Origin of the sequence: Streptomyces sp. NPDC006335, assembly GCF_040612795.1 — a bacterium.
In the GTDB taxonomy this organism is placed as follows: Bacteria; Actinomycetota; Actinomycetes; order Streptomycetales; family Streptomycetaceae; genus Streptomyces.
Genome location: NZ_JBEXQX010000009.1, coordinates 1 through 19477 on the forward strand (window position 1 = coordinate 1; position 19477 = coordinate 19477).

General features: G+C 71.6%; 21 protein-coding genes and 2 pseudogenes. 17 read left to right on the forward strand and 6 right to left on the reverse strand.

Features of this window, described 5'->3' with window-relative positions:
* A pseudogene (gene araD / locus ABZ098_RS24285) lies at positions 1-225 on the forward strand (L-ribulose-5-phosphate 4-epimerase); the annotation flags it as partial.
* Here the strand turns inward: araD and ABZ098_RS24290 are convergent.
* Positions 206-580 carry a hypothetical protein gene (locus tag ABZ098_RS24290; protein WP_356594413.1) on the reverse strand — a complete coding sequence of 125 codons (375 nt, stop codon included), beginning with the start codon at positions 578-580 and terminating at the stop codon, positions 206-208. The pseudogene araD and the gene ABZ098_RS24290 sit on opposite strands and share 20 nt — an antisense overlap.
* A gap of 219 nt (positions 581-799) precedes the next feature.
* On the opposite strand from ABZ098_RS24290, the gene ABZ098_RS24295 reads away from it, so the two are divergent.
* From ABZ098_RS24295 to ABZ098_RS24340, 10 genes are all read left to right on the forward strand, one after another.
* Positions 800-2455: an FAD-dependent monooxygenase gene (locus ABZ098_RS24295; RefSeq protein WP_356594415.1), complete on the forward strand. Its 1656-nt coding sequence runs from the start codon at positions 800-802 to the stop codon at positions 2453-2455.
* A 146-nt stretch (positions 2456-2601) separates the two neighbouring features.
* Complete coding sequence (locus ABZ098_RS24300) at positions 2602-2973, forward strand: hypothetical protein (RefSeq protein ID WP_356594417.1); 372 nt, start codon at positions 2602-2604, stop codon at positions 2971-2973.
* Positions 2974-3215: 242 nt separating this feature from the next.
* Positions 3216-3833, forward strand: coding sequence for a class F sortase (locus ABZ098_RS24305; RefSeq protein ID WP_356595029.1), 618 nt, complete (start codon positions 3216-3218; stop codon positions 3831-3833).
* Positions 3834-3985: 152 nt separating this feature from the next.
* Positions 3986-5143, forward strand: coding sequence for a SchA/CurD-like domain-containing protein (locus ABZ098_RS24310; protein WP_356594419.1), 1158 nt, complete (start codon positions 3986-3988; stop codon positions 5141-5143).
* 65 nt (positions 5144-5208) lie between these two features.
* Positions 5209-5661 (forward strand): cupin domain-containing protein, encoded by a 453-nt coding sequence (locus ABZ098_RS24315; RefSeq protein WP_356594421.1) that lies wholly within the window; start codon positions 5209-5211, stop codon positions 5659-5661.
* On the forward strand, positions 5658-6926 hold the full coding sequence (locus tag ABZ098_RS24320) for a beta-ketoacyl-[acyl-carrier-protein] synthase family protein (RefSeq protein ID WP_356594423.1): 1269 nt from the start codon (positions 5658-5660) through the stop codon (positions 6924-6926). The genes ABZ098_RS24315 and ABZ098_RS24320 overlap by 4 nt, the downstream gene beginning before the upstream one ends.
* Positions 6923-8173 carry a ketosynthase chain-length factor gene (locus ABZ098_RS24325; RefSeq protein ID WP_356594425.1) on the forward strand — a complete coding sequence of 417 codons (1251 nt, stop codon included), beginning with the start codon at positions 6923-6925 and terminating at the stop codon, positions 8171-8173. The genes ABZ098_RS24320 and ABZ098_RS24325 overlap by 4 nt, the downstream gene beginning before the upstream one ends.
* Before the next feature lie 70 nt (positions 8174-8243).
* The gene (locus ABZ098_RS24330; RefSeq protein ID WP_356594427.1) at positions 8244-8501 is read left to right on the forward strand and encodes an acyl carrier protein; all 258 of its coding nucleotides are present in this window, start codon (positions 8244-8246) and stop codon (positions 8499-8501) included.
* A gap of 1 nt (position 8502) precedes the next feature.
* Positions 8503-8982 carry an SRPBCC family protein gene (locus tag ABZ098_RS24335; protein ID WP_356594429.1) on the forward strand — a complete coding sequence of 160 codons (480 nt, stop codon included), beginning with the start codon at positions 8503-8505 and terminating at the stop codon, positions 8980-8982.
* A 20-nt stretch (positions 8983-9002) separates the two neighbouring features.
* Complete coding sequence (locus ABZ098_RS24340) at positions 9003-9335, forward strand: TcmI family type II polyketide cyclase (RefSeq protein WP_356595031.1); 333 nt, start codon at positions 9003-9005, stop codon at positions 9333-9335.
* Positions 9336-9383: 48 nt separating this feature from the next.
* Here ABZ098_RS24340 and ABZ098_RS24345 read toward each other — a convergent pair whose 3' ends face one another.
* From ABZ098_RS24345 to ABZ098_RS24355, 3 genes are all read right to left on the reverse strand, one after another.
* Positions 9384-10412, reverse strand: a complete 1029-nt coding sequence (locus ABZ098_RS24345) for a methyltransferase (RefSeq protein WP_356594431.1) — start codon at positions 10410-10412, stop codon at positions 9384-9386.
* A 42-nt stretch (positions 10413-10454) separates the two neighbouring features.
* Positions 10455-11519, reverse strand: coding sequence for a right-handed parallel beta-helix repeat-containing protein (locus ABZ098_RS24350; protein WP_356594433.1), 1065 nt, complete (start codon positions 11517-11519; stop codon positions 10455-10457).
* 84 nt (positions 11520-11603) lie between these two features.
* Positions 11604-12053 carry a hypothetical protein gene (locus tag ABZ098_RS24355; RefSeq protein WP_356594435.1) on the reverse strand — a complete coding sequence of 150 codons (450 nt, stop codon included), beginning with the start codon at positions 12051-12053 and terminating at the stop codon, positions 11604-11606.
* 174 nt (positions 12054-12227) lie between these two features.
* Between ABZ098_RS24355 and ABZ098_RS24360 the strand changes: the two are divergent.
* The 5 genes and pseudogenes from ABZ098_RS24360 to ABZ098_RS24380 form a co-directional block, all read left to right on the forward strand.
* Positions 12228-12363: pseudogene (locus ABZ098_RS24360) on the forward strand (TetR/AcrR family transcriptional regulator); the annotation flags it as partial.
* 390 nt (positions 12364-12753) lie between these two features.
* Positions 12754-12957, forward strand: a complete 204-nt coding sequence (locus ABZ098_RS24365) for a cold-shock protein (RefSeq protein ID WP_004986771.1) — start codon at positions 12754-12756, stop codon at positions 12955-12957.
* Positions 12958-13132: 175 nt separating this feature from the next.
* Positions 13133-14602 carry a DEAD/DEAH box helicase gene (locus ABZ098_RS24370; RefSeq protein ID WP_356594437.1) on the forward strand — a complete coding sequence of 490 codons (1470 nt, stop codon included), beginning with the start codon at positions 13133-13135 and terminating at the stop codon, positions 14600-14602.
* Between the two features lie 83 nt (positions 14603-14685).
* Positions 14686-14934 carry a CBS domain-containing protein gene (locus tag ABZ098_RS24375; protein ID WP_356594439.1) on the forward strand — a complete coding sequence of 83 codons (249 nt, stop codon included), beginning with the start codon at positions 14686-14688 and terminating at the stop codon, positions 14932-14934.
* 522 nt (positions 14935-15456) lie between these two features.
* Entirely contained in the window at positions 15457-15807 is a 351-nt protein-coding gene (locus ABZ098_RS24380; RefSeq protein WP_356594441.1) for a MerR family transcriptional regulator, read from the forward strand.
* A gap of 21 nt (positions 15808-15828) precedes the next feature.
* Here ABZ098_RS24380 and ABZ098_RS24385 read toward each other — a convergent pair whose 3' ends face one another.
* A complete protein-coding gene (locus ABZ098_RS24385) occupies positions 15829-16563 on the reverse strand; it encodes a DUF4232 domain-containing protein (RefSeq protein WP_356594443.1) in 735 nt (244 codons plus the stop codon).
* 187 nt (positions 16564-16750) lie between these two features.
* Here ABZ098_RS24385 and ABZ098_RS24390 point away from each other — a divergent pair, with 187 nt between their 5' ends.
* The gene (locus ABZ098_RS24390) at positions 16751-18076 is read left to right on the forward strand and encodes a helix-turn-helix domain-containing protein (RefSeq protein WP_356594445.1); all 1326 of its coding nucleotides are present in this window, start codon (positions 16751-16753) and stop codon (positions 18074-18076) included.
* A gap of 19 nt (positions 18077-18095) precedes the next feature.
* Here the strand turns inward: ABZ098_RS24390 and ABZ098_RS24395 are convergent, their stop codons facing one another.
* Positions 18096-19415 carry a phosphatase PAP2 family protein gene (locus ABZ098_RS24395; protein ID WP_356594447.1) on the reverse strand — a complete coding sequence of 440 codons (1320 nt, stop codon included), beginning with the start codon at positions 19413-19415 and terminating at the stop codon, positions 18096-18098.
* Positions 19416-19477: the final 62 nt, after the last annotated feature.

A 19477-nucleotide genomic window follows, 5' to 3' on the forward strand; every position in this document is an offset into this window, starting at 1 on the left:
GCCGGCCACGGCCCCTTCACCTGGGGCACCAGCGCCCGCAAGTCCCTGGAACACGCGATCATCTGCGAAGCCGTCGCCGACATCGCCCTGCACACCATGTCCCTGAACCCGACGGCACCGCCGCCCGCCCACCTCCTGGAACGCCACTACACCCGCAAACACGGCCCCGACGCCTACTACGGCAACCCGGGCCCCCGGTCAGGGGCTACTGGTCGAAGTAGCTGAGATCGCCCACGGTCCATGCGCTGACGTCCTTGATCGCGACCCTGTACATGCCTCCCGTCTCCGGGATCCCCAGGCTCCCCTGCAGGATCCGGGCGAGGTGGAAGTGCAGGTGGGTGGGCGCCTCTGCACGGCCGGGACGCTCCCCTCGCGGGGCACGGGCGAAGACGTCGGAGAACGGTCCGAGGCGGTCCGAGTCCTTCAGGACCTCCGCCACCCGCTCCCTCCACACGGCCTCAGGAGCCAGCCGGCCGGTGATGACGGCACCGCCGACGACCACGGTCAACGACATCTGATTGCTTCGCTCGGACTCCACCGCGGCGGAGAGGGCGACAAGCAGCTCGTCAGGGTTCGACATGAGAGCAGATCCTATGCAGTCCCGGCAGCGGGCGGGGATCGGGTCCCGGCAGCGGTGACGGCACTCGGCGCGCGACCGTCGCGCCGAGTGCCCGCCGACTCGGGGAACCGGGCGTGTTGAGCGGGTGAAGCTTGGGCCCGGGTTCGTGCCGCGGGGCATGCATGAACGTCTCCGCCGTACCGCGACGAGTCGGCGGACACGACGCGCTGGAGGCGAGTGATGAACCAGAGAACTGCCCAGGCCGACCCCACGACCCACCGGGTCCCGGTCCTCATCGTCGGCGGTTCCCTCGTCGGCCTGTCGACCTCCGTGTTCCTGGGCCGACTGGGCGTACGGCACACGCTGGTGGAGCGGCACGCCGGCACCTCCATCCACCCCCGCGGCCGCGGCAACAACGTGCGCACCATGGAGCTGTTCCGGACGGCCGGCGTCGAGCCGATGATCCGTCAGGCCGCCGCCACGCTGGCCGGCAACCACGGCATCCTGCAGACCCCCACCCTGGTCGGTGACGCGGGCGAGTGGCTGTTCAAGGAGATCGACGCGGGCGGCGCACTGGCCCGCTTCAGCCCCAGCTCATGGTGCCTGTGCAGCCAGAACGACCTGGAGCCGGTGCTGCTCGACCACGCCGCACGGCTCGGCGGCGACCTGCGGTACGGCACCGAACTGCTGTCGTTCGAGAGCGAGCCCTCGGGCGTCACCGCGATCCTCAAGAGCAGGGAGACCGGCGAGCACACCACCGTCCTCGCGGACTACCTCGTCGCCGCCGACGGCCCCCGCAGCCCGGTCCGCGAGCAGCTCGGCATCGGCCAGAGCGGTCCGGGCGACCTGTTCAGCAACGTCAGCATCACCTTCCGCTCCCGCCGCCTCGCCGACGTCGTGGGCGAGCGCCGGTTCATCGTCTGCTACCTGACCGACCCGGCGGCCGACGGCGCCCTGCTGCCCGTGGACAACCGGGAGAACTGGGTGTTCCACGCGCCCTGGCACCCCGAACGCGGCGAGACGCTGGAGGAGTTCACCGACGAGCGGTGCGTCGAGCACATCCGCCGCGCGGTCGGCGTCGCCGATCTCGACGTGGAGATCACCGGCCGGGCTCCCTGGCACGCGGCCCAGCGCGTCGCCCGCGCCTACCGGTCGGGGCGCGTCTTCCTGGCCGGCGACTCGGCCCACGAGATGTCCCCGACGGGGGCGTTCGGCTCCAACACCGGTATCCAGGACGCGCACAACCTCGCCTGGAAGCTCGCCGCGGTCCTCGGCGGCTGGGCCGGGGAGTCGCTGCTGGACTCCTACGACGCCGAGCGCCGCCCGGTCGCGGAGGCGACCAGCGCCCGCGCCGCCGCCCGGTCGGCCGAGCACAGCCACCCCGGCTACGCCCCGGCGCCCGGCACCGGCGGCGGCCCCCAGCGCGGCATCCTCAACGTGGCCCTCGGCTACCGCTATCCGCGGGGTGCCGTCGTGGGCGCCGACCCCGCGACCCCGGTCGTCCCGGACCGCCTCGACCTGTCCGGCGAACCCGGCAGCAGGGCCCCGCACCTGGCGGTACGGCACCGGGGTGAACAGATCTCCACGCTGGACCTCTACGAAACGTCGTTCGTCCTGCTCAGCGACGCCGGGGCGGCGAGCGGCTGGCACGAGGCCGCCGTCCGCCTCGCCGAGCGGACGTCCGTCCCGCTGACCTCGTACCGGGTGGGCGAGGGCCCGGACGCCGAGCTGGCCCCCGAGGGCGACACCAACTGGTCGGCCGCCCACGGGACGACGCCCGAAGGCGCCGTACTCGTCCGGCCCGACGGGTTCGTGGCCTGGCGGTCGGCGGGGTCGGTCCCGGACGCCGAGTCGGCGCTGCGTCAGGTCCTGAGCACCCTGCTGGGGTCCGTCTGACGCCCCCCGGACCGGGGCCGGTTCACCCGGCTGACCGCCTTGAGTGGTGGCCGACGCCCGGCTGACTGACGGTGGATCACGTCGGGGGTGGGCCACCCAAGCTGACGAAGCACCAGCTGCCCGGCCGCCGACGGAAGGAACGACACATGCGCTCTGCTCGCATCCTCCTGACCACGGCGGCGGCCTCGGCCGTCCTCGTTCTCGGCGCACCCGGCGCGTACGCGGCCGGGGACGATTGGGACTCGTCGGACTCCTCCTACAGCAAGGAGCACACCAACCCCAAGTACGACCCGGAGACCTACAAGGACAAGGACAGCGAGCACGGCCGGGACTCCGGTGGCGGCAAGCACGAGGGCGGCTGGAGCGGCGGCCACGAGAAGCCCAGCGGCGGAATGCACACCGGTGGCGGCGGGCTGGCCTCCCCGACGGTGACCACGGGCGGGCTCGCCATGCTGGTGGTCGCCGGAACCGGCCTGTACGCGGCACGCCGTAAGAGGGTCGCCGGAAGCCTGGCCTGACCCATGCCGGACGCGATAGCCGCCGTGGCCGCCACGCGTGCCGCGTGGCGGCCCGGCCGGCCCGCCCCCTGCCCCGTCCGCCTGATTCCTGCCGCGCCCTGGTGAGGTGGTCCCCGATGGCAGTCAGTCCTTCTCCTCCCGCAGACAGCCCCGGCGGTCCCGGTCCCGGCGGTCCCGGCAGTCCCGGCAGTCCCGGCCAGGACGAATCCGCCCCCACCGGGGACGGGTCCCACACCAAGGTGATGGTGGGCGCCGCGGCGATCCTGGTACTGGCCGTGAGCCTGTTCGGCGGAAACGACGGGTCGTCACCCGCGGCCGCCCCGCCGCCCCGGGCCGTACCCGCCTCCGTGCCGGCGGCGTCGGCCCCGCCGCCCGGACAGGCGGCCGGGCAGCCGGCCGGCCGGCAGCTTCCGCGATCGAAACCCGTCCGTCTGCTCATTCCGAAGATCTCGGTCGACGCGCCCTTCACGGACCTCGCCATCGGTCCCTCGGGCCGTCTCGAACCTCCTCCCGCCCACGACACCAACCTCGTCGGCTGGCACGCCAAGGGCGTCTCCCCCGGGGAGCCGGGCACCGCGATCATCGCCGGGCACGTCGACACCGCGACCTCGGCGGCCGTGTTCGTGAACCTCGGCGAACTGGAGGAGGGGGACATCTTCCACGTCGACCGGGCCGACGGGCGCAGGGCGTCCTTCGTGGTCGACAGCGTGGAGACGTTCGAGAAGGACGACTTCCCCAGCCGGCGGGTGTACGACGACACGGCCCGTCCCGAGGTCCGGCTCATCACGTGTGCGGGTGACTACGACCGCTCGGCCAGGGACTACACCGACAACCTGGTCGTCTTCGCCCACCTCCTCTGATCCCGCCCCGCCCCCCTTCCCGGCCCACCGGTCACCCCCACGGTGCATACGAGTCGCGCGCTTCCCGGGGCGGCCTGACGATCGAGGAACGCCGACGTCGAACCCCGTGACCGACGTTCGTCCGCCTTACCCCCGAAGGAGATGTGCGCAGGATGACCACCACGTCCGACCGTGTTTCGAAAGCGCCTACGCAACAGGCGTCACAGCGGGTCTCCCAGTCCGTGTTCGACGGCTCCAGGCTCCGTGTCGTCCTGCTGGTGGACGTCTACGACGGGGCCCAACAGCAGTTCCTGGAGGCGTACGAGAGCCTGTGCAGCCAGGTCGCCTCCGTCCCCGGACACGTCAGCGACCAGCTCTGCCAGTCCATCGAGAACCCCTCCCAATGGCTCATCACCAGTGAGTGGGAGAGCGCGCCGCCCTTCCTCACCTGGGTCAACAGCGAGGAACACGTGCGGATGGTGCAGCCGCTGCACAGCTGCGTCCGGGACACCCGCTCGCTGCGCTTCCACATCGTCCGCGAGACGGGCGGCCCGGCGGTGCCGACCGGCCCCGAGGAGCGCCGGCTCCAGGCGGCGCCCAGGATCGGCGACGGGCTGATCCGGCACGCGCTCACCTTCACCGTCAAGCCGGGCAGCGAGGCCACGGTCGCCAAGATCCTCGCCGGCTACACCTCGCCGGAGCCGCGGGTCGACGACACCACCCGGCTGTGCCGCACCTCCCTGTTCATGCACGGCAACCGGGTGGTCCGGGCCATCGAGGTGCGCGGCGACCTGCTCGCCGCGCTGCGCCACGTCGCCCGGCAGCCCGAGGTGCGGGCCGTCGAGGAGGCCATCAACCCCTATCTGGAGCAGGACCGGGACCTGGACGACCCCGAGTCCGCCCGGGTCTTCTTCACCCGCGCGGCGCTGCCCGCCGTCCACCACGTGACGTCCGGTCAGGAGAGCCCGGAGGCGGTGCGGCACGCGCTGTACTACCCGGCCCGCGAGGGATGCGGCATGCGGCTGGCCGAACTGCTCGCCCGGCAGGACGAGGCGGCGGCGGACGACCCGCGCGGACCCGTGCTGCGCAGCACGATCTTCCAGCGCGACGACGTCGTGATGCGGCTGGTCGACGTACGCGGCCCCCTAGACAGCGACCCCGGCCCGGTGCTCGGTCTCACGGACCACAGCCGGGCGGCCGAGCTGACGGCACTCCTCGACGGCGCGGCCCTCGGGGTGGACGGTCCGGCACTGCGGGACAGCACGCCCGCCCACCTCCTCGCGGTCTCCCGCATGGACCTCGTCACCGACCGCCGCGCGCCCGAGGCCTGATCCACGGCTCGGGCCGTGACCGGCCACGCCCTCATGTCGATGCAGCACATGTTCGGAGGAACGTCGTGATCAAACGTCATCCCGGAGTAGTGGATCTCAGCGAGGTCGAGCCCAACACCCGGCGCGGGGGCGACCTGCGCGCCATGCTCACCCCCGCCACGGTCGGCTCCACCAGCGGTTTCATGGGCGTGGCCATCGTGCAGCCCGGCGACCGCATCGCCGAGCACTACCACCCGTACTCCGAGGAGTTCATCTACGTGGTGTGCGGGCAGCTCGAGGTAGACCTGGACGGCGAGCCCCATGAACTGCGGCCCGAGCAGGGGCTCCTGATCCCGTCCCACATGCGGCACCGCTTCCGCAACGTCGGCAACGTGGAGGCCCGGATGGTCTTCCACCTCGGCCCGCTGGCCCCGAGCCCGCCGCTCGGGCACGTCGACACCGAGGACGCCGACGGGGTGCCGATCCCGGAGGCGGTCCACGCCGGCGGGGCGGCCGAGCCAACCAGGTTGCGCTCATGAGGAGGCGCGTGGCGGTCACCGGCATAGGAATCGTCGCCCCGGGCGGCATCGGTGTCCCGGCGTTCTGGGATCTGCTGACCAGCGGTCGTACGGCGACCCGCGGCATCACGTTCTTCGATCCGTCCGGGCTGCGTTCCCAGATCGCCGCCGAGTGCGACTTCGACCCGGCGGCCCACGGCCTGGACCCGGAGCAGATCGCCCGGAGCGACCGCTACCTCCAGTTCGCCCTGGTCGCCGGGGAGGAGGCGGTACGGGACTCCGGCCTCGACCTCGCCGCGGAGAACCCGTGGCGGGTCGGGGTCTCCCTGGGCACCGCGGTCGGCGGAACCACCCGCCTTGAGCACGACTACGTCCTGGTCAGCCACGGTGGGCAGCGCTGGGACGTGGACCCCCGGGAGGCCGGTCCGCATCTGCACCGGGCGTTCTCGCCCAGCACCCTCGCCTCGGCGGTCGCGGAACGGTTCGAGGCCCGCGGGCCGGTGCAGACCGTCTCCACGGGCTGCACCTCCGGGCTCGACGCCGTCGGGTACGCCTTCCACACAATCGAGGAGGGCCGGGCCGACGTGTGCATCGCCGGCGCCTCGGACTCGCCGATCTCCCCGATCACCATGGCCTGCTTCGACGCGATCAAGGCCACCTCCCCCAGCAACGACGACCCCGCCCACGCCTCCCGCCCCTTCGACGCCCGGCGCAACGGGTTCGTCATGGGCGAGGGCGGCGCGGTGCTCGTCCTGGAGGAGCTGGAACACGCCCGGGCCCGCGGCGCGCACGTGTACTGCGAGATAGGCGGTTACGCCACGTTCGGCAACGCCTACCACATGACCGGTCTGACCGGTGAGGGCCTGGAGATGGCCCGCGCCATCGAGGACGCCCTCGGCCAGGCCCGGCTCGACGCCACGGCGATCGACTACGTCAACGCGCACGGTTCGGGCACCGTCCAGAACGACCGGCACGAGACGGCCGCGGTCAAGCGGGCGCTGGGCGCGCACGCCTACGACACGCCCATGAGCTCCATCAAGTCCATGGTGGGCCACTCCCTCGGCGCGATCGGGGCGATCGAGGTCGTCGCCTGCACGCTGGCCCTGGCCCACCAGGTGGTCCCGCCCACCGCGAACTACGAGACCCCGGACCCCGAGTGCGACCTGGACTACGTGCCGCGTGTCGCCCGTGAGCGCAGGCTGCGCAGCGTGCTCTCCGTGGGCAGCGGGTTCGGCGGCTTCCAGTCCGCGGTGATCATGAACCTGCCGAGGGAGAAGACCGAATGAGCGCAGCGCATCCCCGGCGCGCGGCCGTCACCGGAATCGGTGTGATCGCGCCCAACGGAACCAGCACCGAGGCCTTCTGGAAGGCCACCATGGAGGGTGTCGCCGTCCTGGACCGGATCACCCGTGACGGGTGCGAGCACCTGCCGCTGCGGGTGGCCGGCCAGATCCGGGACTTCGATCCGCCGTCGGCGGTCGAGGAGCGCTACCTCGTCCAGACCGACCGGTTCACGCACTTCGCGATGGCCGCCGCCGACCTGGCACTGGACGACGCCGGTCTCGGCCGGTCCGACACCGACGCCGCCCCCTTCTCCGTGGGCGTGGTCACCGCGGCCGGTTCCGGCGGCGGCGAGTTCGGCCAGCGCGAGCTCCAGCAACTGTGGGGCAAGGGCAGCCGGTTCGTCGGCCCGTACCAGTCCATCGCCTGGTTCTACGCCGCGAGCACCGGCCAGATCTCCATCCGGCGCGGCCTCAAGGGCCCCTGCGGGGTGGTCGCCTCCGACGAGGCCGGCGGTCTGGACGCCCTGGCGCACGCGGCGCGGGCCGTGCGGCGCGGCACCGACGTGATGGTGGCCGGTGCGACCGAGGCGCCGCTGGCCCCCTACTCGATGGTCTGCCAGCTCGGTTACGAGGAGCTGAGCACGGTCGAGGAACCGGACCGCGCCTACCGCCCGTTCACCACCGCGGCCTGCGGATTCGTACCGGCCGAGGGCGGCGCCATGCTCGTCGTGGAGGCCGAGGACGCGGCCCGGGAACGGGGCGTGCCGGTGCGGGCCACGCTGGCGGGGCACGCGGCGACGTTCACCGGCGCCTCCCGCTGGCAGGAGTCCCGCCAGGGGCTGGCCCAGGCGATCCGGGGCGCCCTGGACGAGGCCGGGTGCGCGCCGGAGGAGATCGACGTGGTCTTCGCCGACGCCCTCGGGGTCCCGGAGGCCGACCGCGCCGAAGCGCTGGCGATCGCGGACGCCCTCGGCCCGCACGGCACCCGCGTGCCCGTCACGGCGCCGAAGACCGCCGTCGGCCGGGCCTACGGCGCGGCGCCCGTGCTGGACGTGGCCGCCGCGGTGCTCGCGATGGAGCACGGTCTGATCCCGCCCACCCCCAACGTCTTCGACATCTGCCACGACCTCGACCTCGTCACCGTCCGCGCGCGAGCCGCCGAGGTGCGCACGGCGCTGGTCCTCAGCCGAGGGCTCATGGGGTCGAACGCGGCGCTGGTGCTACGGCGCGGTGCCGCCGGCGCCTCGTAGCGAGGCCTCGCGACCACCCATCACGACACGACATCACGACACGACATCACGACCCAAGGAGAGGAACCCCATGAGTGACCGCATCACCGTGGAAGAGCTGGCCGAGCTCATGAAGAAGGCCGCCGGAGTCACCGTCGCCCCCGACGAGCTGCGCCGGCGCGACGACTCCGGCTTCGACACCTTCGGCCTCGACTCGCTCGGGCTGCTCGGCATCGTGGGCGAGCTGGAGAACCGGTACGGCACGCCGATGCCGCCCGACGCCGAGAAGAGCAAGAGCCCCCGGCAGTTCCTCGAACTCGTCAACAGCGCACTGCTGGCAGGAGCCTGACATGACCGGACACACGCAGAACGAGGTCACCATCGAGGCCCCGCTGGACCTGGTCTGGGACATGACCAACGATGTCGCGAGCTGGCCGGAGCTGTTCAGCGAGTACGCCTCCGCCGAGATCCTGTCCCGCGAGGGGAACCGGACCACGTTCCGGCTCACCATGCACCCCGACAAGGACGGCAAGGTGTGGAGCTGGGTCTCGGAGCGGGAGCCGGACCGCGACACCCTCACCGTGCGGGCGCGCCGGGTCGAGACCGGGCCCTTCGCCTACATGAACATCGTGTGGCAGTACGAAAAGGTGCCCGAGGGCACCCGCATGGTGTGGACGCAGGACTTCGCGATGCGGCCGGACGCACCGGTCGACGACGCCTGGATGACGGACAACATCAACCGGAACTCCAAGGTCCAGATGGCGCTGATCCGTGAGCGCATCGAGAAGGCCGCCGCAGAACGCCGGCCCGTGCAGATGCTGTCCGACTGAGCGGGACGGAGAACATGACGATGCACCAGTCCCTGATCGTCGCCCGTATGGCCCCGGAGTCGGCCCTGGACATCGCCAAGGTGTTCGAGGAGTCGGACCGCGGCGAACTGCCGCACCTCGTCGGGGTCGCCCGGCGCAGCCTCTTCCAGTTCGAGGACGTGTACCTGCACCTCATCGAGTCCGAGCAGGACCCCGGGCCCGCCATCGCGAAGGTGGCCGGGCACCCCGAGTTCCGGGACATCAGCGAACGCCTCGCGGCGTACGTCAGCGCGTACGACCCGGCGACCTGGCGCTCCCCGAAGGACGCCATGGCGCGGTGCTTCTACCGCTGGGAGCGGGACGCCGGCGCCTGAACCGCCGTTCGCCGGGCACGCACTGTTCGCGTGCCCGGCGAGGGTCGGTCAGGCGGGGACCGTGCAGTCGAACGCGTGCAGATAGGGGTTGACCGGGCGGACGTCGTCGATGACCAGGCCCGCCCCCGTCAGCCTGCCGGTCAGGCTCTCGGTGGTGTGCTTGGCCCCTCCGACGTTGAGGAGCAGCAGCAGGTCCATGGCGGTGCTGAACCGCATCGACGGCGAGTCGTCGACGAGGTTCTCGATGACCACGACCCGCGCTCCGGGGCCGCCCGCCTCGATGACGTTGCGCAGCGTGCGGGTCGTGCTGTCGTCGTCCCACTCCAGGATGTTCTTGATGATGTACACGTCGGCCCGGACCGGGACGGCCTCGCGGCAGTCACCGGGCACCAGGCGGGCCCGGTCCGCGAGCGCGCCGCCCGGGCGCAGCCGCGGGTCGACGTTGTCCACCACGCGCGGCAGGTCCAGCAGGGTGCCGTGGAGTGTCGGGTACTTCTCCAGCAGGCTCGCCACGACATGCCCCTGGCCGCCGCCGATGTCGGCGACCGACGCGCTGCCCGACAGGTCGAGGAACTGCGCGACGTCCCGCGCGGACTGCACGCTGGAGGTCGTCATGGCGCGGTTGAAGACGTCCGCCGACTCCGGGGCGTCCTCGTTGAGGTACTGGAAGAACTCCTTGCCGTAGAGGTCCTCCACGACGTTGCGGCCGGAGCGCACCGCCTCGTCCAGCATCGGCCAGGCGGCCCAGGTCCACGGCTCGGTGCACCACAGGGCGATGGCGCGCAGGCTGTTCGGGTCGTCCTCGCGCAGCAGTCGGGACATGTCGGTGTGCGCGAACGTCCCGTCCGGCCGCTCGGTGAAGACGCCGTAGCAGGACAGGGCGCGCATCAGCCGTCGCAGTGTCCTCGGCTCGGTCTTCACCGCGGCCGCGATGTCCTCCACGGCCAGGGGGCGGTCGTCGAGGGCGTCGGCGACACCCAGTCGGGCGGCCGCGCGCAGGGCGGCCGCACAGGCCGCGCCGAACGCGAGTTCCCGGAGCCGCATGGAGGGCGGCGGTGCGGTCTGAGCGGTCGTCATGGTCCGTCTTCCTTCGTCGAGTTCATGGGTGACCACGGCCGGTCAGCACAGTCCGGCGGGCTTGGAGGCCCGGCACGCGTTGTGTTCGAAGGTGTTGTCCTTGCCGGCGTCCGTGTTGACGAGGTCCGCCGGGGCGTTGCCCTCCAGCGTGTTGTCGGTGATCCGGTTCCGTTCGCTGGCGGTGCCCACGAAACTCTTGAACAGGACGATGCCGCCCGACAGCGGGGAGGTGCCGGTGTTGCCGATGACGCGGTTGTGCGTCACGAGGGTGTCCTCGGTGCCGGTCAGCACGATGCCGGAGCCCTGGAGCGCGTCCAGCCGCGCGGTCTTCGGGCAGGACTTGTTGTTCTTCACGATGGTGTTGCCGCGCACGGTCAGCGCGCCGGCCCGCGGCTTGTTCTCGTCGCCTACGACGAAGACGCCCGCGCAGTTGCCGGTGAGGTGGTTGTCCGCGACGGTGAGGTTCCTCAGGCGCCGGACGGTGATGCCGATCCGGTTGCCCTCCAGGCGGTTGTGCGCGACCACGGTCCCCTGGGTGTCCGCGGCGCCCGCCTCCTCCTTGATCGTGTTCGCGAGGAACAGGCCGGCGTCGCCGTTGTCCCGGGCGGTGTTCTTGCGGAACACCCCGCGCACCGAACGCTCCTGGGCGATCCCCCACACCCCGTTCCTCACCGCGGTCACGTTCCGCACGGTCAGCCCGTCGGTGGCCATGGCGAACACCCCGGACCCGGTGAAGCCGGTCACGGTGAGGGAGGCGATGGTGACGCCCTCGACGTCGTGGTCCTTCGTCCCGATCACGCAGATGCCGTTGCCGGCCTCGGCGCAGGGGTTGCCGGCCTTCTTCGTGGCCGGCTCGACGACGGTCTCGCGGCCCGTGCCGCTCAGGGTGATCCCGGGCGTGCTCACCAAGACGCTCTCGCGATAGGTGCCGGGGGTCAGCAGGACGGTGTCACCCGGCTCGGCGGCGTCCACCGCCTGCTGGATCGACTGTCCGGGGAAGACCACGTGGGTCATCCGGGGGGCGGCGGCGACGGGCGGGGCGGCCCCGAACACCGCCCCGATGATCGCCACGGTGCATGCCAGGCGGGAGATATGAAATCTCATCATATTCGGTACGGTATGGCCCAGTAGGTCGCAAATGGGCGGGATAGACCGTCCGGGGGCGTGTCACGGGTGCGACCCGAGGTGAACCTACGGCCGTGTCGCGCCCCGGCCTTCGGCGGCGGCCCCGAGATCGCTCAGCCACGCCTCGAGACCCGCTCGGGGTGCGGCCTCAGTTCCCGGACCGTCGAGGTGATTGTTGAGGGTGGTGGCCGGGGTCGCGCGGGTGGCGGGCGCGGGGGTCGTCCACCGGAACCGCGAGCCCTTCGCGAGCCGGCCGGAATCGAGCCGCTCGGCCGTGATGACCGCGAGCTGCCGGGCCGGCCGGCGTTCGACGTCGGTCTGGAGCTTCCAGACGGTGCTCAGCGGCGCCTTGATCACGACGTCGGACGCGTATCGGATGCGGGCGTCCGCGTCGACGCCGCGCCCGCCGCAGCGGGACGGTTCGCCGCGGGCCGCCGCCTGCGCGACCGGGACGGCGCTCGTCAGGACGTCGGCGACGGCGAGCGAGAGCGCGAGCACGCGGGGCCTTGTGATCATGCTGCGCCTCTCCTAGTACCGGCCGGTTCTGGTACGCGGCTGCTCGCTCACGGGTTGAGGACGATCTTTCCGGCGACGGTGCCGGACTCGGCCGGCCGCAGGGCCTCGGCGGCGATGGAAGGCGGCGAAGCTCTGGGTGAGGTCGGTGCGCAGACGGGCGCGGAAGCGGTTCCTGGCCCGGCGACACCGCTCGACGCCCACCTCGAAGAGCACCGGGACCGGGCGGGCGACCCACCCCGCCCCTTCCGCGGTCTTCCGCCGGGCCCTGGCCTTCTGGACCGGGCTGCACGGCGCCCTGTCCCTGGAGCTCCGGGCGGCGACGCGATGTGACGTTCATCGTGATCGCGGATCTCCGGGGCGTTTTCCGCCGTGCCCTCCACCGACACCGGTGACGGCGGCGAATCAGCCGTCACCGGAGGTCACAGCGGTGCGGGCGGACCCGCACGGGAGGTAGGACATGCCCGGGAAACCGCAATATCTGTGCCCGCAAAATGAGATACAGGACCAGGGCGCGGCGAGTATTCCCCGAACGCGGGCCAGGTCGAAAATCACGGCCCCCACAGGGCCGATCGCACCGTGCTACTGTCGATCTCAGTTGCAGGTGTGGTTGCCAGAAGGTTATTTCCGACGGGCGAATCAGCACGGCGACACGGAATTCACGCACGGTGAATTCTGAAACCGCCTCCGAAGGAGATATGACATGGCTACTGGCACCGTGAAGTGGTTCAACGCGGAAAAGGGCTTCGGCTTCATCGAGCAGGACGGCGGCGGCGCCGACGTCTTCGCCCACTACTCCAACATCGCCGCCCAGGGCTTCCGTGAGCTGCTGGAAGGCCAGAAGGTGTCGTTCGACATCGCGCAGGGCCAGAAGGGCCCGACGGCCGAGAACATCGTTCCCGCCTGACACCCGGCCCTGCCGCGCATATTTCGTAGCTGGGGCCCGCACCTAGGGGTGCGGGCCCCAGCTCGCGCATTTCCAGGCGCATCACACATCGCCTTCGGCTCGTTCTCGCGATTCTCTGCGCCGCTCATCGGCTGCGGGACTTCCTTGATACGTGCCGCATCAAGGAAGGTTTCACATGAATCGCACACGCTCGAATCCCCCCCGCGGCCGCTCCGGCGGTTCGCACCGTGGTTCCAGGACCTACGGAAACCGGCAGACCGTGCAGGGCGAGTTCGCCCCGCCCAGGACGCTCACGCCCGCGCTGCCCGCGGTCGAGACGTTCGCGGAACTCGCCATGCCCGCACAGCTGTTGGCCACGCTGGGCCATGAAGGCGTGACCGTGCCGTTCCCGATCCAGGCGGCGACCCTGCCGAACTCCCTGGCCGGCCGTGACGTCCTCGGCCGTGGCCGCACCGGCTCGGGCAAGACCCTCGCCTTCGGCCTCGCCGCACTGGCCCGTACGGCGGGACGCCGGGCCGAGCCGCGACAGCCGCTCGCCCTGGTCCTCGTACCGACCCGCGAGCTCGCCCAGCAGGTCACCGACGCGCTCACCCCCTACGCCCGCTCCGTGAACCTGCGACTGACCACCGTCGTGGGCGGTATGTCCATCGGCAGGCAGGCCGGCGCGCTGCGCTCCGGGGCCGAGATGGTCGTGGCGACACCCGGCCGGCTCAAGGACCTCATCGACCGGGGTGACTGCCGGCTGGACGAGGTGGCCATCACCGTCCTCGACGAGGCCGACCAGATGGCGGACATGGGCTTCATGCCCCAGGTCACCGCCCTGCTCGACCAGGTACGCCCCGGCGGGCAGCGGATGCTGTTCTCGGCCACCCTGGACCGCAACGTCGACAAGTTGGTGCGGAACTACCTGCACGACCCCGTCGTCCACTCGGTCGACCCCTCCGCGGGCGCGGTCACCACGATGGAGCACCACGTCCTCCACGTGCACGACGCGGACAAGCACCGGACGACCACCGAGATCGCGGCCCGCGACGGCCGGGTGATCATGTTCCTGGACACCAAGCACGCGGTGGACCGGCTGACCAAGCACCTGCTGAGCAGCGGCGTCCGTGCCGCGGCCCTGCACGGCGGCAAGTCCCAGCCGCAGCGCACGCGGACGCTGGCCCAGTTCAAGACCGGACACGTGACCGTGCTGGTGGCGACCAACGTGGCGGCCCGCGGGATCCACGTCGACAACCTCGACCTGGTCGTCAACGTCGACCCGCCCACCGACCACAAGGACTACCTGCACCGCGGCGGCCGTACCGCCCGGGCCGGCGAGTCCGGCAGCGTCGTCACCCTGGTGACCCCCGACCAGCGTCGCGGCATGAGCCGGCTGATGACCTCGGCGGGCATCACGCCCCGGATCGCCCAGGTGCGTTCGGGCGAGGCGGAGCTGAGCCGGATCACCGGGGCCCAGGCCCCTTCCGGTGTCCCGGTCGTCATCACCGCACCGCAGGCGGAACGCCCGCGCCGAGCGTCCTCCTCCTCGTCCCCGTCCCGGGGTCGTCGGGGGCGCCGGGGCCAGGCGTCGGGCCAGGGTCGCCCCGCGGGCGAAGCGTCACGCCGCGCGCCGCGCCGGACCGGCTTCGGCTCCGCCGCCTGAGCGGCGTGAGCGGCTTCGGCTCCGCCGAGGCGACGCTGCCGACGGCCCACGCACCCCACCCCCCTTTCCAGCAGGAGGCACCCATGACGCCGACCATGACGCAGCACGTGGTCCTCGACAGGCCGGGGTCCGGCCCCCGGGTCTGTGACGACATGACGGTCGAGGTGGCCCTGTCCCTCATGGCCGGCGCCCGTGTCGATCACCTCGTCCTCTGCGACCGGGACGAGCAGCGCACGGGCCTGGTCACGCTGGCCGGACTCGCCGTGCTGCGGGACAGTGCCGCCTACACGGACCGGTTGCAGCTGCGGGACGTCGTGAGCCTCGCCCGCTGATTGCGTCCCACCCCGGATCCACCCGCACAGCCCGAAGGGGCCCTGCCGACGCGCGTCGGCAGGGCCCCTTCGTCGTATGACCCGCCCGCCGAAGTATCTCTGAGTCCCTCGAACACCAAAATCTCCTCTTGTCAGAGTAGACATTGGCTTCCGGCAGGGTTACTGTTTTTCTCGTAGACGAAGTCAGGGAGACCCGCCAGACACGAACTGGCGGGTAGCAGTACCCGCAGTACCCCGCAGTACCCGTTCACAGGTAAGTGGTTCAGAGGAAAGAAACGGAGGAGCAGACGCCATCAGGATCGCCCGGCCCGACGCGTTCGGCCCGGGTACCGCAAGACCCCGGATTGGATGGTGGTCCCCGGTCACGCAGCCGCGATCCCCGCACCCCTCCCGTCAGCGGGACGGGTAGCGGAAACAGAAGGTCGGCGCAGCATGAGGGCCGACAGATGGTGTTGAATTCCCTTCGGGGCCCTGGTGCCGTACGGCATCGGGGCCCCTCGACGCGTTGCACAACGAGGTGACATGGCAGCAGATAACCCACTCGGCGATCGCCTGGACGACGACGACTACCCCGCGTACACGATGGGCCGTGCCGCGGAGATGCTCGGTACCACCCCGGGCTTCCTCCGAGCCATCGGCGAGGCCCGGCTGATCACGCCCCTGCGCTCGGAGGGCGGACACCGCCGGTACTCCCGCTACCAACTGCGGGTCGCCGCCCGTGCCCGCGAACTCGTCGACCGCGGAACCCCGATCGAGGCCGCCTGCCGCATCGTCATCCTCGAGGACCAGCTGGAGGAAGCACAGCGCATCAACGCCGAGTACCGGCGTGCCGCGAACGCGGCGGCCGACAACTCGTCTTCCCGCGCCGGCTGACCGCGGGAAGACGGGCACGGGTCACCAGCTCACGGCGTCGTCCATCGACTGCTGCCAGTAGGTGACCTTGAGCGAGTCGTCGACGTAGACGCCCTTCGCGGGCAGCGGCGGGCGGGCGCCGGTGCCCACACTGCCGCTGCCGGAGCGGCCCTGGAAGTACACGGTCAGGGACGTGGCGGTGTGGCCGTTCGCGCCGCTGCCGTCGGTGGCGGCCAGGTTCACGGAGGCGTAGCCCGACTCGCCCGGGGCGAGCGTGACGACCGCCTGCGGCTGCGAGGCCTCGATGACCGGCGGCACCGACTGGGCCCCGCCGAACCGGACGGCCGGGTAGCCGTACAGGTAGCAGCTCTTGCTGCCGGTGTTGGTGACCGTGAGCAGCAGGTGGTTCACGGGACGGGTCAGCGGTGCGGCGACCGTCCTGGTGACGGAGCCCTCGCAGGTGACCGGCTTCCCGGCGGCGGGCGCCTTCGACACCGCAGTACGCGCGGTGGACGTCGCGGTGCCGCCCGTGGACCCGGCGCCGGAGGACCCCGTGGCGGCCGAGGAGCCCGTGGTGCCCGACTGGTCCGTGGCGGCCGAGGGGGCCGGGGAGTTGGACGCCCTGGCCGGAGAAGACGCCGTGGAGGAAGGGCTCGTGCCGGCCGCGCCGCCCTCGTCCTGGGTGCCTGTCCCGTTGTTGCACGCGGTCAGCGAGAGCGCCGCGAGAACGGTGGTCGCGGCGGCGGCGACGAGACGGGCGCGGGAGGTGCTGGACATGTCGATGTGCCCCTTCGAGCTCGGGTGGCGGTGGTGATTGGATGACCGAAGCTTGTGAGGTGATCCGTCCCGTTCGCCACGCCCAGCGGGCAGTTGGGGACGCTGGAACGCGGAAATGGGCTCTGACCAGGGGGAACGCGCTGACCCTGGAATGCGGGACTGGGATGCGCGGGGTTGAGGGGAACGGGTGTCAGGGGCAACGGGGACCGAGCGGACGGAGGCGTTCGCGCAGCGGCTGCGGGAGCTCAAGGACCGGTCGGGGCTGAGTTACGGGACGCTCGCCAAGCGTCTGCACATGAGTACGTCGACGCTGCACCGCTACTGCAACGGCACCGCCGTGCCCGTGGAGTACGCCCCGGTGGAGCGCCTAGCGCGGGTCTGCCGGGCCACCCCGCAGGAGCTGGTGGAGCTGCACCGGCACTGGATCCTCGCGGACGCGGAACGGGGGCGCAGGACGGACCCGGCCGCGGCGAAGGGCGCGGATCAGGAGACCGCTTCCAAGGGTTCCAAGGGGCCGGACAGCACGGAGGTCTTGGACAGTACGGAGGGCCCGGGCAGTACAGAGAGTCCGGCCAGTACGGAGGGGCTGGGCGGTTCGGGTCGGAGGTCCTCATGGCTCCGGCGTCGCCGTACCGCCCTGATCGCCTCCGTCGCCGTGGTCGCCGCGCTGGGCGCCGTCACCTATGCCCTGCGCCCGACGTTCGTCCGGGCCGGGGACACCACCGCGCCGGCGTCCACCAGCCCCCTGGACGTCGGAACCGCGGGTCAGCCCTCCACCACCCCGTCCGCCGACCGGAGCGGCGAGCCGTCCGCGTCGGCCGGCAGTTCGCCGACAAAGATCGCCCCATCCGCGACCGGCACCTCGAAGGGCAAGGCTCGGCAGAGCGCGGGCACCGGGGGTGGTGCCACCGACGCCGTCCCGCTCGCCGTCGGCGTCCGCCCCTACGTCTACGACGATCCGTGCAGCCAGCACTTCCTCGTCGACAGCGAGCCCGAGCAGGTCGGCCCGCCGGCCGGCGAGCAGGACGCGCGGCGCTGGGCCGACGCGTACGGGGCGGTCTCCTCGGGCGAGCAGCGGATCGCGCTCACCGTCCAGGGCACCGGCGAGGAGACCGTCGTCCTGAACGCCCTGCACGTCCGCTTCCTCACCAAGGACGCGCCGCTCGCCTGGAACGACTACTCGATGGGCGTCGGCTGCGGAGGCGGGGTCGGCACCAAGTCGTTCGACATCGACCTGGACAACGGCAGCCCCACGGTCACCGTGAAGAACGGCCAGCGCCCCTTCCCGTACAAGGTGAGCGAGTCCGACCCGGAGGTCTTCTACGTCACCGCCCGCACCAAGGCGCACGACGTCCGCTGGGACCTCAGCCTGGACTGGTCCAGCGGCGGCCGCAGCGGCACCGTCCACATCGACGACGCCGGCAAGCCGTTCCGGACCAGCGCCGACGTGGGCCGCCCGGGCTACGACTATCCGCTGGGCGGCGGCGAGTGGATCGAGCGGATCGGCGGCTGATCCGGGCGCCCACCGCCCTTCACAGCAGTTCGGGCTGCGGCTGCCGCGCTCGCGCCGGACCGGTCGCCGGTTCCCACCGGGCGACGGTCCGCGTGTAGCCGTAGATCACCGAGACCATCGCCAGCAGGAGCAGCGGTCCGGCCAGCCAGGGGTACTCGGCCATCTGCGTCGGCAGGAAGCGGTACGACACCAGGAGCGCGACGAAGACCGTCGTGCCGTAGGCGGTCAGCCGGAGTCCGGTCCGGTCCCAGGCGCGGTCGAACGAGCGCAGTCCCGCCTCGATGGTGAGGGTGAACACCACACCGGCGACGAGGTCCACGCCGTAGTGGTAGCCGAAGCCCAGCGTGGCGCAGAGGGTGGCGATCAGCCAGAAGGCGCCCCCGTACCGCAGGAGCCTGGGGCCCTTGCGGGAGTGGATGAAGATCGCGGTGGCCCACGCCGTGTGCAGGCTCGGCATGCAGTTGCGGGGGGTGACCTCGTCGAACGGTATGGAGTGGGGGGCGGCCATCGGTGGCGGTGTCTGCGGCCACAGGTTCGCCACCGCCCAGTGCCCGTCGCTCGGTATCTGCGGGGACCACAGGGCGATCGACGCCCAGTGGTCGGTCCCGGTGCCGTAGGCGAAGACCGGACCGACCACCGGGAAGATCATGTAGATGCCCGGTCCGAGGAGGCCGATCAGCAGGAAGGTGCGCACCAGGTGGTGGCGCGGGAAGCGGCGCTCGGCCGCCACGTTGCGCAGTTGGTACAGCGCGACGACCACCGCGGCCACCGCGAGCTGGCCGTAGATGGTGTCGAGGAAGTTGAAGCCGAACGCGCCGGTGGCGGTGATGACGCGGCCCATGACCCATGACGGGTTGCCCAGCGCGTGGTCGGCGAGTGCCAGGTACGGGTCGAGGACCAGGTGCCGTGACTTCGAGGTGATGAGGAGCCAGGTGTCCCCGGTCTTGCGGCCGGCCACCAGCAGCAGGCCCAGCCCGACGCCCTTCAGCAGCAGGACACGTTCCGGGCCGGTGCGGCGGGTGAGGGCGATGACCGCGCAGGCCACGATCACCCACAGCGCGCCGTTGCCGAAGGGGTGGCCGTGGGTCACCTTGATGTCGAGCACCCACCGGACCACCGCGATGACGAGATCCACGCCGACCGCGGTGCCGAGCGCGAGGAACCGCTGCCGCCAGGTCAGCACCACCATCATCAGGGCCAGGCCGGCGTACAGCAGGGGGCCCGACTTCGGCGGGTACACGAACTCCCGCGCCTGGGTGGTGAGCGGTCCGGGCAGATCGTAGTGGCGCGCGACGCACTCCATCGCGATGAAGAACCCGACGGCCACGACGGCCGCCACGGCCCAGAGTCTCGCCCGCGAACGAATCTGCGGTGGCATATCCATCAATTCCAGCCAGTTTC